Here is a 14848-nt window from a genome sequence, read left to right on the forward strand (position 1 = left end):
TGACGTCCTACGGCGCCTCATGAAGGGCGCGGACGCCACCAAAAGCGCTACCAGAAGTTACACCTCTCCCTGGGACAGGACCCCATCCGAAAAAATGCTGCATGTGGCCGAGGTACACGTTCATTGTACGTGCCCCAATTCGCTCGGCGCTGGGATGGTTCAGCATTTCTCGGAGCGTCAAATCTCTGGTCTGGGGGTTCTTGTTCTTGTTCTTGGGCAGTTTGAAAAGGTCGGCCTTTACCTTCTGTGCATCAGCCTTGGATAACTGCGCTAGAGGCTTCGAAGCGACTAGGTCAGTCATAAGACCAAGTGCCTCGTGTTTCTCCTTCAAGGTCTTCTCTGCCGAGGCATTTGTGCGCTTCATTTCTTCGAAGTAGTGGCCGAGTACGGCTTTTAGGGTTGGCGTATCTTCCGCATCTGGTTCTTTTGGAGTTAGGGGACTGGAAAGGGTGGGATGTTGCTCCGCTATGTCAATCTGGTCGTAGCTGGCAATGTGCTCAAGGGCGGCGCTTATGTAGGCTTTATAGCCTTTATGCAGTTCCGAGGTCAGAAGTTCCGCCGCCCGACCTTCCGGTACCGGAGATAGCCCACGAGCAGTGCAGAAGGCCTTCAGGAGGCCAGGAGCGCCCTCGGGATGGACCAATGTCTACCCAAAGGTCCGCATCGCTCTCAGAGAGGCTATCACTGGCCCTCAGGGCATGCAGGTTCAGGCCATCTGGCGGACCGTCTGCCTCACTTCTGGCCCGGAAGGCTTCAAGCCTCTTGATAAAGTGGTCCCGAACATGTCGCCGCATCTCATCGTATCGCATGGCGCGAACACTTGGCTCGGAGAGAAGGGTTTGTCCAGCTACCGATAGCACCCTCGAAAGCTGTCGAGCGGTCGAAGGCTCGCGGGTGCCAAGAGACATCTTGATGTACGCTTGTCTAGAGGCAGCAGCGGACGAATTGGGGAGAGGGTAGCGGAAGTAGAAGATACCGTGCCGAGAGAGGCTTAAGTAGGCTGCGAGCCGCATTGTGTGTTCCACCTTTGTGGCCCACCGGCGGGTCTGCTAGCCTAACTCATTGGAAAGAGGGAAAGTGGTGGGCGACCCTGGAATCGAACCAGGCGTGCGTCTCCGCGAGGGAGTTACAGTCCCCTGCCACACCTTGCGGCCTGTCGCCCACTTTGTCCCGGTGCATTGCACCTGACGTGGGGGCGTGATTACAAGCGAGCCAAAGAAGCGTCAAGGCGAATTCCTGAGAAATCTTGGGGAAATCGCACGAAAGGATAAAGAGATGAAAAAACCCAAATGGGTCGTGCAAAAAGAGCAGGACAAGAAGGCCGAAGCGGCGCAGACGGTCTGGCTGTTCGGTCTGCATGCGGTGCGCGATGCGTTGATGAACCCACGGCGTGAAAAATTGCAGTTGATGGTCACGCCGAACGCGCAGGCGAAGCTGGAAGAGGCCATCGCCGAGGCGGGAATCACGCCGCAGGTCGTGGACCCGCGCAAGTTCCGCCCGCCGCTCGATCCCAACTCGGTGCACCAGGGCGCGGTGTTGGAGGTGAAGCCGCTGAATTGGGGCCGGTTGGAGGATGTGGCCATCGGTGATTCCGCGCCGCGGCTTTTGCTGCTCGATCGGGTGACCGATCCGCATAACGTTGGCGCGATTCTACGCTCTGCCGAGGTTCTGGGCGCCTCGGCGGTCATCGGCACCAAACATCATTCCGCGCCCGAGACCGGGGCGCTGGCCAAAACCGCCAGCGGCGCGCTGGAGCGGCAGCCCTATTTGAGAGTCCGCAACCTTGCAGACGCGATCCGTGCTTTGCAGGAGATGGGCTATCTCATGCTCGGGCTCGATGGCGAGGCCAAGCAGACCATCGAGGAGGCCGTCGAGGGCCGCCGTGACCGCCCCGTGGCGCTTGTTCTGGGTGCCGAGGGGCCGGGGCTGCGAGAGAAGACCCGCGAGACCGTGGATGCGCTGGTGCGGATCGATGCGGCGGGCGGATTCGGCTCGCTCAACGTCTCCAACGCTGCGGCCATAGCACTTTATGCAAGCCGCGTGGGCGGCTGAGAATCGGCAAGAACTGGCTTAGAACCGGGCAGGGGGCGGCACCGCAGGGCGCGGCCCCTTTGAAAACAGCCAAGGCTTCCTAAATTTAAAGGTGACCGCAGGCTCGGAACGCCTGCCGGCCACCTACTGTCCCTCGTTCCGTACCTTACGCCCCGTGTTCGCCATGGGGCGTTTTTTTATGCGGATGTTCGATACACAAAAGCCGCCCCGAAGGGCGGCTTTGCGTTTCCTACGGGGTGGTAGGATCAACCTGGAGCGGGCGAGGCGATTCGAACGCCCGACCCTAACCTTGGCAAGGTTATGCTCTACCCCTGAGCTACGCCCGCATCCGGTTGGTGAGGGGGGAATACCCATTCCCGCTGGGGGCTGCAAGAGGGAAATGAAGCGATCTGAGCGTCGCGCGGCAGTTTTTTTGGGAAGGTTTTGGGGGCGGAAAACACAAAGGGCCGCATCCGAAGATGCGACCCTGTGAAGTCCAGATGGAGCGGGCGAGGCGATTCGAACGCCCGACCCTAACCTTGGCAAGGTTATGCTCTACCCCTGAGCTACGCCCGCTTACCGTCTGGTGAGGGCGAGATACCCATTGGAGCGGGGGGCTTCAAGAGGGAAATGTGGTTTTTGGTGGAAAAATTTGCGCAAGGCGGGGGCTCTGCCCCCGGACCCCCGAGGGTATTTGAGAAAGGATGAAGTTGGAGGGGGAGGGGGCGGCTGTCAGAGGAGTGGTGGCAAAAGAAAAGGCCCCGCGGGAGAGCGGGGCCTTTGTGATTTGGGTCAGCTTAGTGGCTGTGCTGCTTGTCCCAGTCTTCCTGTTTCGGGAGCTGCTCGAACGTGTGTTCGGGCGGCGGGCTGGGCAGGGTCCATTCCAGCGTATCCGCGAATTCGTTCCACGGGTTGTTCGCGGTGGAGCGTGCGCCGCGGGTCAGCGTGTAGGCCATCACCCCGAAGAAGAAGAGGAAGGAGGCGAAGCTGAGGAAGGCGCCGATCGAGGACCACTGGTTCCAGTAGGCGAATGCCTCAGGATAGTCGATGTAGCGGCGTGGCATGCCCTGACGGCCCAGGAAGTGCTGCGGGAAGAATGTCAGGTTGGCACCGATGAACATCGCCCAGAAGTGCAGCTTGCCTGCCCATTCGGGGTACATGCGGCCTGTCATCTTGGGCAGGTAAAAGTAGATGCCCGCGAAGATGGCGAAGACGGCGCCGAGCGACATCACGTAGTGGAAGTGTGCCACGACGTAGTAGGTGTCGTGATAGGCGCGGTCCACGGCGGCCTGGCTCAGCACGATGCCGGTGACGCCACCGACGGTGAAGAGGAACAGGAAGCCGAAGGCCCAGAGCATCGGTGTTTTGAACTCGATCGAGCCGCCCCACATGGTGGCGATCCAGCTGAAGACCTTTACCCCCGTTGGCACCGCGATGACCATGGTGGCCAGCATGAAGTAGGCCTGCTGGTTCAGGGTCATGCCCACGGTGTACATGTGGTGCGCCCAGACGACGAAGCCCAGAGCGCCGATCGCGATGATTGCCCAGACCATCGGCAGGTAGCCGAAGACCGGTTTGCGCGAGAAGGTCGCGATGACGTGGGAGATGATGCCGAAGCCCGGCAGGATGATGATGTAGACTTCGGGGTGGCCGAAGAACCACAGGATGTGCTGGTAGAGGATCGGATCACCACCGCCTGCGGGGTCAAAGAAGGCGAAGCCGAAGTTGCGGTCCATCAAGAGCATGGTGATCGCGCCCGCCAGAACCGGCAGGGACAGGAGGATCAGCCAGCTTGTGACGAAGATCGACCATGCGAAGAGCGGCACTTTGAACAGGGTCATGCCGGGGGCACGCATGTTCAGGAAGGTGGTGATCATATTGATCGCGCCGAGGATCGAGGAGGCACCGGAGACGTGCACTGCGAAGATCGCGAAGTCCATCGACATGCCCGCTTCGCGCACCGAAAGCGGCGGGTAGAGCACCCAGCCCACGCCGGAGCCGAGCTGACCGTTGCCGCCGGGTGTCAGCAGCGAGCAGACAGCGAGGGTGGTGCCCGCGACATAGAGCCAGAAGCTGAGGTTGTTCATCCGCGGGAAGGCCATGTCCGGCGCGCCGATTTGCAGCGGCATGAAGTAGTTGCCGAAACCGCCGAAGAGCGCGGGAATCACGACGAAGAACATCATCAGGATGCCGTGGCCGGTGATCAGCACGTTCCACAGGTGGCCGTTTGGCGTACAGGCGGCAGAGCTATCCGCGATGAAACGCGCGCCTTCCATACACATGTATTGAACGCCCGGATCCATGAGCTCAAGGCGCATGTAGACGGTGAATGCCACCGAAATAAGACCGACCAAGGCCGAGACGATAAGGTACAGAATACCGATGTCTTTGTGGTTGGTGGACATGAACCACCGGGTAAAGAACCCCCGGTCGTCGTGATGATCTTGGCCGTGAATGGCTGCGTCTGCCATGCGGTGCCTCCTGCAAATGAATTGGACACATGGCGCCATAGGCGGCACATGCGGTGTCGCGCCCGTTTTAGAGCGACCGTCTCGCGGGGGCAATGGGCGCGATGGTCGCAGGGTGGGTATTTTTTGTGCTGTGGCTGTCGCCGTAAAATCTGGCCTTTGGGGCGCTTGGTGCGTGCTTTGCCGCTGTTAGGGGGTGATGTCGCAGCTGCCTGTGGGGTCGCTGGCAAAGACCTCATCAAAGGTGGCGCGCAGGGCGAGATCGACATCGTCCATCGTGACGGGCAGGCCCAGATCGACCAGTGAGGTCACCCCGTGGGCCGTGATGCCGCAGGGAACGATGCCGCCAAAATGGCTGAGGTCCGGCTCCACATTGATGCTGATGCCGTGGAAGCTGACCCATTTGCGCAGCCTGATTCCAATGGCGGCGATCTTGTCTTCGGCGGGGCTGCCATCGGGCTGGGCGGGTTTCTCGGGCCGTTGCACCCAAACGCCCACACGACCGGGGCGGATTTCGCCGCGCAGGTTGAACTGATCCAAAGTGGCGATGACCCAATTTTCGAGCTGGCGCACGAAACAGCGCACATCGCGCCCCCGGGCGGCGACGTCGAGCATGACATAGGCGACGCGCTGGCCCGGCCCGTGGTAGGTATACTGCCCACCGCGCCGGGTGGGATAGACGGGAAAGCGATCGGGCTCTGTCAGGTCTTCGGCCCGCGCCGAGGTGCCGGCGGTGTAGAGCGGGGGATGTTCGACCAGCCAGATGCATTCCTCGGCCTCGCCGGCGGCGATGGCGGTGGCACGTGCCTCCATCCACGCCTCGGCGCTACGGTAATCGGTCAAGCCGTCGGTGATGATCCATTCAACCATGGGGATGCTTTAGCAAGACCCGCGCCGCGCCGCCAGAGGCACCGGTTAGGCGGGGGCGTTGCGTTCCTCCAAGACCTTGCGCAGGAGTTGGGCGTAGTTTTCAGCCCCCTGCGCCCCGGTGATCAGGTATTTGCCCTCAAAAATCATCGACGGCACGCCGGAGATGCCGCGCGATGTCCAGAATTGCTGCGCTTCGCGGGTCTGCTCGGCAAAGCTGCCGCTGCGGAGCACCTCGCGCGCCTCATCCCGGTCCAACCCGACGGATGCTGCGATATCGGCAAGGACATCGGTATCGTTCACATTGCGCCCTTGGGTGAAATGCGCGTCAAAAAGGGCCATCTTCAGCGGGTGTTGCAGCCCTTGAACCTGCGCCCATGTCAGCAGTTGATGTGCGGCAAAGGTGTTTTGCATCCGCGTGTCGTCGGAAAAGTTGAAGGTAAAGCCCAAGTCTTGGCCCAGCTGGGTCAGCCGCTTGCGATTCTCGACCGATTGGGCAGGGGTGGAGCCGTATTTCTCGGCCAGATGTTCGGCCATGTTCTGACCCTCGGCGGCCATTTGCGGGTTCAACTCAAAGGGGTGCCAACGCACAAAAGCGCCAACGCCAACCGCGCCGAGCGCTTGCTCAAGTTGCTTGTAGCCCACGATACACCAAGGGCACATCACATCCGATACGATGTCGATCTGTACGGTGGGGGTATCTGTGGGGGTGGCGGTGTCTGCGGGCATGGCGTGTTCCTTGTTGCTTGCCTCACAGATGACCTGCCGAACGCGCGCTTTCAACGGTTGAGCCGTTAGATTGCACGGCGGTAAGGGGATTGTGATCGGGGTGGCGCTTGCGGAAAATCGGGGGCTAAACCCGCTTTCTGAAACGCATTGAAAAAATTTGCAGATTGCCTCTTCACAAGCCCTTGGTCTTTGGCTAAACCCCGCCCACCAACCATGGCGTGCGGTCGTGGCGGAATGGTAGACGCGCAGCGTTGAGGTCGCTGTGGGGTAACACCCGTGAGAGTTCGAGTCTCTCCGACCGCACCACCATGCTTTGCCATGTAAAGCGATGGTCGGACCCCCTGAAAGAAAAATTGATTTTGCCCTCGTCTCTTGCCGTGGTCAGCCTACACTCCTGCTGCGCGGTATCTTGCCGATTCCGCGCGTCATACCTGCGCGGGGCGGGGCAGGCCGTTCTCATCGCGCGATTCCCCCGGCAGAGTGTTTGCAGCCAAGGCGGCAATGCCGTTTAACGGTGGCTGAGAATAAGGCCCGTTTGGGCGGGCAAAGGAGAACCGGCGCGAAAACCGGGGTGACGAAACGCAAGGAGGGTAGCGCGTGGCGCAACAAGGGCAGACTCAAGGGGCGGCGCTTTGTCTCGCTCTTGGACTACTTCTTGGCGGGGGGGCGGCGGCACAGGCCGCCGAACTGGCCATCACGGGCATCGCGGCGGATTCGGACCTCTATGCTACGCTGCGCGATGGGTCCTTGTTGGCCGAACAGACTGACGAGGATGCCGAGCCTGCCACGCCGCAGGAATTGGTTGCCGCGGCACAGGCCGATTATGGGCGGCTTTTGGCGCTGCTCTACGACAACGGGTATTTCGGGCCGACGCTCAAGATCACCTTGGATGGCGTCGATGCCGCGGCGATTCCCCCTGTGCAACCGCCGCGCCGCATCGACCGGGCCGTGATCACGGTGGACCCGGGGCCGAAGTTCCGCTTTGGCGCGGCCCGCATCGCGCCCATCGCGCCGGGCACCGAATTGCCTGAGGGCTTCGCCACCGGGCAGACCGCGAGCCTTGGCGTCTTGAAGGAAACCGTCTCGGCCGGGGTGAGCGGCTGGCGTGATGTGGGCCACGCGAAGGCGGCATTGGCGGATCAAGACCTTGTCGCCAAACACCGCCTCCGCCAGATCGACGCTGCCCTGCGGCTGGCACCGGGGCCAAAGCTGCGCTTTGGCGCGCTAACCGTGACTGGCAACCAAGACGTGCGCACCGCGCGGCTGATCGAGATCGCGGGCCTGCCGGAGGGGGAGGTCTTCTCTCCCGAAGAGTTGGAATTGGCCACCGAGAGGCTGCGCCGCACCGGCGCGTTCGATGCCGTGTCCTTGATCGAGGCGGATCGGATCGGCCCCAACGACACGCTGCCCATCACCGCGCAGGTGACCGAAGCGCCCAAGCGCCGCTTTGGCTTTGGCGCGGAACTGTCTTCGCTCGAAGGGCTGACGCTAAGCACCTTCTGGCTGCACCGCAATCTGCTGGGCGGGGCCGAACGGCTGCGCCTCTCGGCTGAGATCGAAGGGATTGGCGGCAATTCGGGGGGCGAGGACTATACGCTCTCCGCCCGGTTCGAACGCCCGGCGACCTTTAATGAAGATACCAATTTCTACGCGCTGGCCACATTGGAACAGCTTGACGAGGTGAACTATTTCTCGCGCCAGTTGGATTTGGAAGCGGGGATCGAGCGGATCGCCAATCAAAACCGCACCTATTCCGCGGGCCTCGGCCTGCGTGTGGCCGAGACCGAAGATGCCTTCGGCACCAACCAATACACCCTGCTGACCCTGCCGCTAGGGGCCGAGTTCGACTATCGCGACAAGGAGTTGGACGCGACCGAGGGCTATTACATCGACGCCAATATCACGCCTTTCGTTGCTCTGTCGGGCTCTGAAAGCGGTCTGCGCACTTATCTGGATGCGCGCTACTACCGCAGCTTCGGGACGGAGCGCCCGGTGACGCTGGCTTTCCGGGGGCAGCTTGGCTCGGTCGCGGGGCCGGATCTGTCCGAAGCGCCGGCGGATTACCTCTTTTACTCCGGCGGGGGCGGCACCGTGCGCGGGCAGCCCTATCAGTCGCTCGGTGTTGATCTGCCAAGCGGCGACACCGTGGGCGGGCGCAGCTTTGTCGGGCTTTCCGCAGAGGCGCGCGTGGCCCTGACCGAGAAGATCGGCGTCGTGGGCTTTGCCGATGCGGGCTATATCGGGTCGGAAGAATTCTACGACGGATCAGGCACTTGGCACTCAGGCGCGGGTCTGGGTCTGCGCTATGCCACGGGCATCGGGCCAATCCGGCTGGACGTGGCCGTGCCCACATCGGGGCCGGACGTTGACGAAGATTTCCAAGTCTATATCGGGATTGGACAGGCGTTTTAATGCGACAGTTTTTGCAGATTTTCACCGCCAGCTTTGTCTATCTGGCCTGCCTCACACCGGCGATGGCACAGGATGATGACAAGGGCTTTCTCACCCGGACCATTCAGGATGCGCTAAGCGGCGCGGGCCGCACCGTCAGCATCGACGGATTCGCAGGGGCGCTCAGTTCGGCGGCCTCCTTTGACCGGATGACGATTGCGGATGACGATGGCGTCTGGCTGACGCTTGACGATGTGGTGCTGGATTGGAACCGTTCGGCCCTGCTGCGCGGACGGCTGGAGGTCGAGCAACTCACCGCCGGGCGGCTCGATGTCGAGCGTTTGCCGGTCAGCAATGAAGTCGATCTGCCCGATGCAGAGGCCAAACCCTTTGCCTTGCCCGATCTGCCCGTCTCCATCGAAATTGCGGATTTCTCGGTGGATGAGATCAACCTGGGCGAGCCGATCCTGGGCGAGGCGGCGCAGCTTTCGGTGAGCGCCAATGCGCGGCTGACCGATACGGTGGGCATCGTCGATTTTCAGGCCCGCCGCACCGATGGCAAGAAGGGTGAGTTCGACATTCAGGCGGATTTCGACCGTACCGAAAGCGTGCTGGACCTGCTGTTGAACCTTAGCGAAGACCCCGAAGGCATTGCCGCGAAACTGTTGAACCTGCCGGGGCAGCCTTCGGTGCAGATGACCGTCAAAGGCGCAGGACCGCTGGATGATTTCGCGACCGATGTGACCATCGCCACCGATGGGCAAGAGCGTTTGGCCGGGCAGGTGACCCTTGGCACGCAGGCTCCGCGCCGCGCCAGCGATACACCGGACCGCCGCATTCAGGCCGATATCGGCGGCGACATCACTGCGCTGCTCGCCCCGCGCTACCGTGACTTCTTCGGCGAGGACGTGCGGCTGGCACTGGATGCGCTGCTGGAAAGCAACGGTGCGGTAGAAGTCAGCAGCTTTGCCCTTGCCGCGAATTCCGTCGATCTGCAGGGGCAGGTCACGTTGAACCAAGAGAAATGGCCGACGCTGATCGACATCTCGGGCCGGATTGCGAACCCCGATGGCACCTCGACCCTTTTGCCGGTCTCGGGTGAGGGCACGCGGGTCGAGGCCGTGACCCTGCGGGTGGATTACGATGCCGCCGATGGCGACCGTTTTGACGGCGCCTTCGACATCACCGGGCTGGACACGGGCGCGCTGCAAATCGCGCGGACGCAACTGGCGCTCGACGGTATTCTCGAAGGCAACCTTGGCAGTCTGGGGCAATTCCTCGGCGATGTGACCTTTGCCACCGAGGGTCTGACGCTGACCGACCCGGCAAGCGCCGAGGCCATCGGCGATGCGATCACCGGCAGTGCCGAGATCCGTTTTGTCGAAGGTGAACCGATTGAGATCAACGGGCTGACCCTATCGGGCGAAGACTATGGCCTGACCGGCGAAGCCGCGATCGACGGGGTGGATAGCGGGCTGCTCACCCAGTTGAAGATGACGCTCGAAGCGCAGGATATCAGCCGCTTTTCCGCGCTGGCAGGCCGCGATATCGCGGGCGCCACGGCGCTGGCGCTAAACGGGACGGTGACGCCCTTGGGCGGCATGTTCGATCTGGCCATTGCCGGGGGCACCGATGACCTTGAGATCGGGATCGAACAGGCCGATGCGGTGCTGGCAGGACGGACCAGCCTCAGCATGGTGGCGAAACGCAACGAAACGGGGACTTTCCTGCGCGATCTTGAATTGAAGAACGATGCGCTGAACCTCACGGGCGATGTCGCGCTGCGCAGCGAAGACAGCCGCGCCGCCTTGGATTTTACGCTCGCCGATGTCGGGCTGGTGCTGCCGCAATACGAAGGCCCCATTGCCGTCAAGGCGACAGCGGTGCAAGAGCCGCGCGGCTGGGTTGTCGACGCGGTCACCGATGGCCCCTATGACGCGGCGCTGACCGTCTCGGGCCTGGCTACGGGCGCGGATGCGCAGATCGACTTTACCGCCGATATCCCTCGGATCGAGGATTTCCTGCCCGAGGCGGATATCACCGGCCCCGTCACCGCCAAGGGCGCCCTGCGCCAGACGCCGGAGGGGTGGGAGATCGACACCGATGCCAGCGGCCCATTGGAGGCGCAGGCCTCGGTCAAAGGGCTGGTCACGCCGCGCGTCGATGTGGCCTTTGACCTGTCGCTGCCCGATATCCAACCCCTCGTCCCGCAGATCAACGGCGGGGTTTCGGCCAGCGGCACGCTGGAGCAGACCGAACAGGGGTTTGTCGTCGATACCATCGCCAATGGCCCCTATGACAGCCGCATCGCGGTCGAAGGCTTGGCGACGGGGCCGGACATGGCGCTGCGCTTTGACCTGACTTTGCCGGATGTCAGCCCGCTGGCCCCTGGGGTGAACGGGCCGCTGGCGGCCCAAGGCACCGTGCGCCAGCAGGAGAGTGGCATAGCCGTGGATGTCGCCGCGAGCGGCCCTTACGGTAGTAGTGCCGTGGTCGAAGGGCTGGCCACCGGTCCGAATATGGCGCTCAGCTTTGATTTGTCCGTGCCGGACCTCAGCCCCATCGCCCCCGGCGTGAACGGCCCGCTTTCGGCCACGGGCGACATCCGTCAGACCGATGACGGCATCGCCGTGGATGTCAGCGCCGATGGCCCCTATGGCAGCCGCGCTATGGTCGAAGGGCTGGTGACCGGTGAGGTCTCACTTCGGTTCGATGTCTCGGTGCCCAATGTGAACCCGCTGGTGCCAAGCGTCACGGGCTCTTTCGCGGCCAATGGCGTGGCGCGTCAGACCGAAAACGGCGTGGTCCTCGATGCCAGCGCCAGCGGCCCTTACGGCGCGCGGGCGACGGTCGAAGGCTTGGTCACCGGCCCCAATGCGGCGGTCGATTTCCAGTTGAACATGCCCGACATCGGCGCCTTGGTGGAACAGGTGAACGGCCCGCTCAGCGTTGCTGGGTCGGCCCGGCGCGAGGGGGAGGCGTGGCGCATCGACACAAACGCCAACGGCCCCGCGGGCACGCAGGCGACGGTGGCTGGGCTGGTGAACCCCGATGGTACGCTGAACCTCGATATCGCGGGCAATGCGCCGCTTGGTCTGTCGCGCCCCTTCCTGGCTCCGCGCAATTTGCAGGGGCAGGCGCGCTTTGATTTGCAGATCAACGGCCCGGCGGAACTCTCCTCGGTCAGCGGGCGCATCACCACCAGCGGCGCGACCTTCACTGCGCCGAACCTGCGGGTGGCGCTGCGGGGGATCGACGCGGATATCCAGCTTGGCAACAACCGGGCGCAGCTTAATGTGACCGGTCAGGCCGTCGATGGCGGAGAGCTGCGCGTGGCGGGGGCGATCACCCTGACACCGGCCTTGCCCGCGGATATTAGCGTGACCCTGCGCAATCTCGTCTATGCGGACCCGAGCCTTTACAGCACCACGCTGAACGGCGATCTGCGGCTTGCTGGACCTTTGAGCGGAGGGGCGCAGATCACCGGGGTGATCAATGCGGGCGAGACGAATATTCAAGTGCCCGCCACCGGTCTGACCTCGATCGGGGACATCCCGCAGATCACCCATGTCAACGCGCCCGCCGATGTGCTGGCAACCCGCCGCAAGGCCGGGTTGGAGGGGGCCGAGGCCGGGGATGATCCCGCGGCGGAGGCGTCCGGCCCCGGGTTCGGGCTGAACCTGCAACTCAACGCACCGAACCGGATTTACGTCCGGGGCCGCGGGCTGGATGCGGAACTGGGCGGCGCGCTGAACCTCAGCGGCACCACCAACCGCATCATCTCGGCCGGGCGGTTCGAGTTGATCCGCGGGCGGCTCGATATCTTGGGCAAACGCTTCTTGCTCGACGAAGGGTCGGTCCAGTTTCAGGGTGATTTCATCCCCTATATCCGCTTCGTCACTTCGACCGATACCGAAGCGGGGGAGGTACGTGTCATCGTGAGCGGCCCGGCGAATGAGCCAGAGGTGACGTTCGAATCCACCCCCGCCGCGCCGCAGGACGAGGTGCTGTCGCAGCTCCTCTTCGGGCGCAACATCTCGGAAATCTCGGCCTTTCAGGCGTTGCAATTGGCCAGTGCCGTGGCAACCCTTGCAGGGCGCGGCGGTGAGGGGGTGATCGGCAACCTGCGGGAGGGCTTTGGCCTCGACGATCTGGATGTGACCACCACCGACGACGGCGCCACGGCGCTGCGGCTGGGGAAATACCTGACCGACAATATCTATACCGATGTGACGGCGGCCTCGGATGGCACGGGAGAGGTGTCGCTCAACCTCGATATCACCGAAAGCCTGACGGCCAAGGGCACCTTGGGCTCGGACGGCGAGAGCAGCATCGGCATCTTCTTTGAACGGGACTATTGAGTGAAAGGGGCGCCCTCCGGGGCGCCCTTTTTCTTAGCCCTCGTCGCGGGGGGTGAAGTGGCCATAGCGGCCTTGGTCGAACATCAGGCCCGCCGCGCCATCCTCGCGCAAAGCGACCTGTTGCACATGGCCCAAGATCAGCGAATGATCGCCCGCCGGATGCACGGCATAGGTCGCGCAGTGAAACCGGGCGAGGCAGCCTGCGAAAGTGGGCACTCCGGCGGCATCCTCCGCCCAGTCGAAACCAGAGAAGTCATGGCCTTGGCTTGCGAAACGCTGGGCCAAATCCTCTTGATCCGCGCCCAAAACGTGAATGCAAAAGGACGCCGCCGAGGTGAAACTGTCGTGCCGTTTGGAAGAGATCGCAGGCGACCACAGCACCAAGGGCGGGTCGAGCGAAACCGAGGCGAAGGAATTCGCAGTCATCCCCAAAGGGCCTTGGGCGGTTTTCACGGTCACCACGGTCACGCCGGTGCCGAAACGCCCGAAGGCACGGCGCAGCGCCGGGGCATCGCCGCTGTCGGGCGCGAAGGGGATCAGGTCATCACTCATAGCGACAAGCGGTGCCATGTGGCGGCTGATTTGTCCAGCGGTGCCGGGGCGTTGCGCGGCGGCCCGGCCGGGCGAAATTTCGCCCCCGCAATCATGGCTGGAACCGCTGCCAAGGCCGGGCGTTGGGCCAGCGATGAGAGGCATCATCGGCGCCAAGCGGTGCCGATGCTGGCTGTCTGAAAGGGGCGGGGCAGGTGACCTGCACCGCCTGTCCGAGGCACCCGAATGCCGTTCACAGCAGAAAAGGCGCGTCTCGTCGCGCCGGAAAGTGATAAAGATGATGAATGCAAGCAAACTCGCTCTCGGCGCGGCCCTTCTGAGCGCCACCGCCTTCGGCTCCACCGCGATGGCCGATGACAATGAGACCGTCGACCACGTCGAGGTCGGCTCCCTGTCTTGTGACGTGGGCGATGGCACCGGCTTTGTGTTCGGCTCCACCCGCGAGTTGACCTGCACCTTCAACCCCGTTCAGGAAGGTCTCGAAGATGAGACCTATGTGGGCGAGATCAACCGCTGGGGCGTCGATATCGGCAAGACCCAGAACGGGCAGATGTCTTGGCTGGTGCTGGCCCCGACCGAACAGGAATATGCCGAAGGTGGTTTGAACGGCAGCTACAAAGGTGTGTCTGCCGAGGCGACCGTCGGTGTTGGCGCAGGGGCCAACCTGATGACGGGCGGCTCCGAGAACACATTGGCGCTTCAGCCGCTGAGCGTAAATGCGCAAACCGGCGTGAACTTTGCCGTGGGTGTGGGTGAGATCAACCTGCAGCGCGTCGAAGGTTGAGCCGCGCGAGCGCATTTCTAGTGATGATCTGGGCCGTCCCTCGGGGGCGGCCCTTTCGTATTTGAGAGACCTCAGAGCTTGATCAACCGGTCCCCGCGCCGAACGGTGCCGTCCTGCACGATCCTGCAAAGGACACCGCGCAACCGATACGGGCGGTTTTCCTGCTCATTGATCCACCGCAGGCTGTCTTGCCCGTAGCGGTCGCGCCATTTGATGCAGCCGTTGTTGAACTTGTCGCTTACCTCCAACACTGCCGAGCCAGCCTGCAGCCGCGTGCCGATGGGCAGGTTCTCATGGCCCAAGTCCATGTCCACGATCATCGTATCGCCGGGGTGCGGCGTGTTTGCGCGGTCGCGCCAGCAAAGGTCCATCACGCGTTTGGGCAGGATGGAGACCTGTATCCGCGGATCGGGGCTGCCATCGGGCAGGGTCAGCCAAGGTTTCTTGGTCCACCGTTCGCCAAGGATGCCTTGGGCGACGGTCAGCTCCAGCTCATCACGGAAATCCCGCTCCCCGTAATCGGGGCGAAAGCAAAGCGCTTCGATCACGGCGCCATCCTTGGGCGCGGCGAGGATATCCGGCAGGGCGGCGTCGCACTCCGCCGCGGAAGCGGGAGGCGGCACTTGGGGGGCGGTTTGGTCCATGTCTCTCTTTCTCATGCAACG

General features: G+C 62.9%; 11 protein-coding genes and 4 tRNA genes. 5 read left to right on the forward strand and 10 right to left on the reverse strand.

Translation table 11 applies throughout. The annotated features are described in order from the left end of the window. Window positions 1-7: 7 nt before the first annotated feature. The 3 genes from ACGYK7_RS15085 to ACGYK7_RS15095 all read right to left on the reverse strand — a co-directional run bounded on the left by ACGYK7_RS15085 (window position 8) and on the right by ACGYK7_RS15095 (window position 1162). Window positions 8-643 carry a hypothetical protein gene (locus ACGYK7_RS15085; protein ID WP_394403395.1) on the reverse strand — a complete coding sequence of 212 codons (636 nt, stop codon included), beginning with the start codon at window positions 641-643 and terminating at the stop codon, window positions 8-10. After that, on the reverse strand, window positions 531-1013 hold the full coding sequence (locus ACGYK7_RS15090; protein ID WP_394403370.1) for a DUF6538 domain-containing protein: 483 nt from the start codon (window positions 1011-1013) through the stop codon (window positions 531-533). The genes ACGYK7_RS15085 and ACGYK7_RS15090 overlap by 113 nt, the downstream gene beginning before the upstream one ends. Window positions 1014-1078: 65 nt before the next feature. Then, window positions 1079-1162 (reverse strand) — tRNA-Tyr (locus ACGYK7_RS15095). Between the two features lie 113 nt (window positions 1163-1275). Between ACGYK7_RS15095 and rlmB the strand changes: the two genes are divergently transcribed. Beyond that, window positions 1276-2052 carry a 23S rRNA (guanosine(2251)-2'-O)-methyltransferase RlmB gene (rlmB, locus tag ACGYK7_RS15100; RefSeq protein ID WP_394403371.1) on the forward strand — a complete coding sequence of 259 codons (777 nt, stop codon included), beginning with the start codon at window positions 1276-1278 and terminating at the stop codon, window positions 2050-2052. Window positions 2053-2303: 251 nt separating this feature from the next. Here the strand turns inward: rlmB and ACGYK7_RS15105 are convergent. From ACGYK7_RS15105 to ACGYK7_RS15125, 5 genes are all read right to left on the reverse strand, one after another. Beyond that, window positions 2304-2378, reverse strand: a tRNA-Gly gene (locus tag ACGYK7_RS15105). Window positions 2379-2532: 154 nt separating this feature from the next. Beyond that, window positions 2533-2607: transfer RNA gene (locus ACGYK7_RS15110), tRNA-Gly, on the reverse strand. Between the two features lie 221 nt (window positions 2608-2828). Continuing rightward, entirely contained in the window at window positions 2829-4502 is a 1674-nt protein-coding gene (gene ctaD, locus ACGYK7_RS15115; protein ID WP_067261244.1) for a cytochrome c oxidase subunit I, read from the reverse strand. 186 nt (window positions 4503-4688) lie between these two features. Further along, complete coding sequence (gene lipB, locus ACGYK7_RS15120; RefSeq protein WP_394403372.1) at window positions 4689-5369, reverse strand: lipoyl(octanoyl) transferase LipB; 681 nt, start codon at window positions 5367-5369, stop codon at window positions 4689-4691. 45 nt (window positions 5370-5414) lie between these two features. After that, complete coding sequence (locus tag ACGYK7_RS15125) at window positions 5415-6095, reverse strand: DsbA family oxidoreductase (RefSeq protein ID WP_394403373.1); 681 nt, start codon at window positions 6093-6095, stop codon at window positions 5415-5417. Window positions 6096-6315: 220 nt separating this feature from the next. On the opposite strand from ACGYK7_RS15125, the gene ACGYK7_RS15130 reads away from it, so the two are divergent. The 3 genes from ACGYK7_RS15130 to ACGYK7_RS15140 all read left to right on the forward strand — a co-directional run bounded on the left by ACGYK7_RS15130 (window position 6316) and on the right by ACGYK7_RS15140 (window position 12847). After that, window positions 6316-6401, forward strand: a tRNA-Leu gene (locus tag ACGYK7_RS15130). A gap of 291 nt (window positions 6402-6692) precedes the next feature. Then, window positions 6693-8507, forward strand: a complete 1815-nt coding sequence (locus ACGYK7_RS15135) for an autotransporter assembly complex family protein (RefSeq protein ID WP_394403374.1) — start codon at window positions 6693-6695, stop codon at window positions 8505-8507. Further along, window positions 8507-12847, forward strand: a complete 4341-nt coding sequence (locus tag ACGYK7_RS15140; protein WP_394403375.1) for a translocation/assembly module TamB domain-containing protein — start codon at window positions 8507-8509, stop codon at window positions 12845-12847. The genes ACGYK7_RS15135 and ACGYK7_RS15140 overlap by 1 nt, the downstream gene beginning before the upstream one ends. Before the next feature lie 33 nt (window positions 12848-12880). Here ACGYK7_RS15140 and ACGYK7_RS15145 read toward each other — a convergent pair whose 3' ends face one another. Further along, window positions 12881-13399 carry a flavin reductase family protein gene (locus ACGYK7_RS15145; RefSeq protein ID WP_394403376.1) on the reverse strand — a complete coding sequence of 173 codons (519 nt, stop codon included), beginning with the start codon at window positions 13397-13399 and terminating at the stop codon, window positions 12881-12883. Between the two features lie 277 nt (window positions 13400-13676). Between ACGYK7_RS15145 and ACGYK7_RS15150 the strand changes: the two genes are divergently transcribed. After that, window positions 13677-14183, forward strand: coding sequence for a DUF992 domain-containing protein (locus tag ACGYK7_RS15150; RefSeq protein ID WP_394403377.1), 507 nt, complete (start codon window positions 13677-13679; stop codon window positions 14181-14183). Window positions 14184-14254: 71 nt separating this feature from the next. Here ACGYK7_RS15150 and ACGYK7_RS15155 read toward each other — a convergent pair whose 3' ends face one another. Further along, window positions 14255-14827, reverse strand: a complete 573-nt coding sequence (locus ACGYK7_RS15155; protein WP_394403378.1) for an MOSC domain-containing protein — start codon at window positions 14825-14827, stop codon at window positions 14255-14257. Window positions 14828-14848 lie beyond the last annotated feature (21 nt).

Source organism: Sulfitobacter sp. 1A15299, assembly GCF_043556915.1.
Taxonomy (GTDB): domain Bacteria; phylum Pseudomonadota; class Alphaproteobacteria; order Rhodobacterales; family Rhodobacteraceae; genus Sulfitobacter.

Coding starts and splice junctions, on each gene's coding strand:
- ctaD (WP_067261244.1), bottom strand. CDS start 4,502: ATGGCAGACGCAGCCATTCACGGCCAAGATCATCACGACGACCGGGGG.
- ACGYK7_RS15090 (WP_394403370.1), bottom strand. CDS start 1,013: ATGCGGCTCGCAGCCTACTTAAGCCTCTCTCGGCACGGTATCTTCTAC.
- ACGYK7_RS15150 (WP_394403377.1), top strand. CDS start 13,677: ATGATGAATGCAAGCAAACTCGCTCTCGGCGCGGCCCTTCTGAGCGCC.
- ACGYK7_RS15145 (WP_394403376.1), bottom strand. CDS start 13,399: ATGAGTGATGACCTGATCCCCTTCGCGCCCGACAGCGGCGATGCCCCG.
- ACGYK7_RS15140 (WP_394403375.1), top strand. CDS start 8,507: ATGCGACAGTTTTTGCAGATTTTCACCGCCAGCTTTGTCTATCTGGCC.
- lipB (WP_394403372.1), bottom strand. CDS start 5,369: ATGGTTGAATGGATCATCACCGACGGCTTGACCGATTACCGTAGCGCC.
- rlmB (WP_394403371.1), top strand. CDS start 1,276: ATGAAAAAACCCAAATGGGTCGTGCAAAAAGAGCAGGACAAGAAGGCC.
- ACGYK7_RS15155 (WP_394403378.1), bottom strand. CDS start 14,827: ATGGACCAAACCGCCCCCCAAGTGCCGCCTCCCGCTTCCGCGGCGGAG.
- ACGYK7_RS15125 (WP_394403373.1), bottom strand. CDS start 6,095: ATGCCCGCAGACACCGCCACCCCCACAGATACCCCCACCGTACAGATC.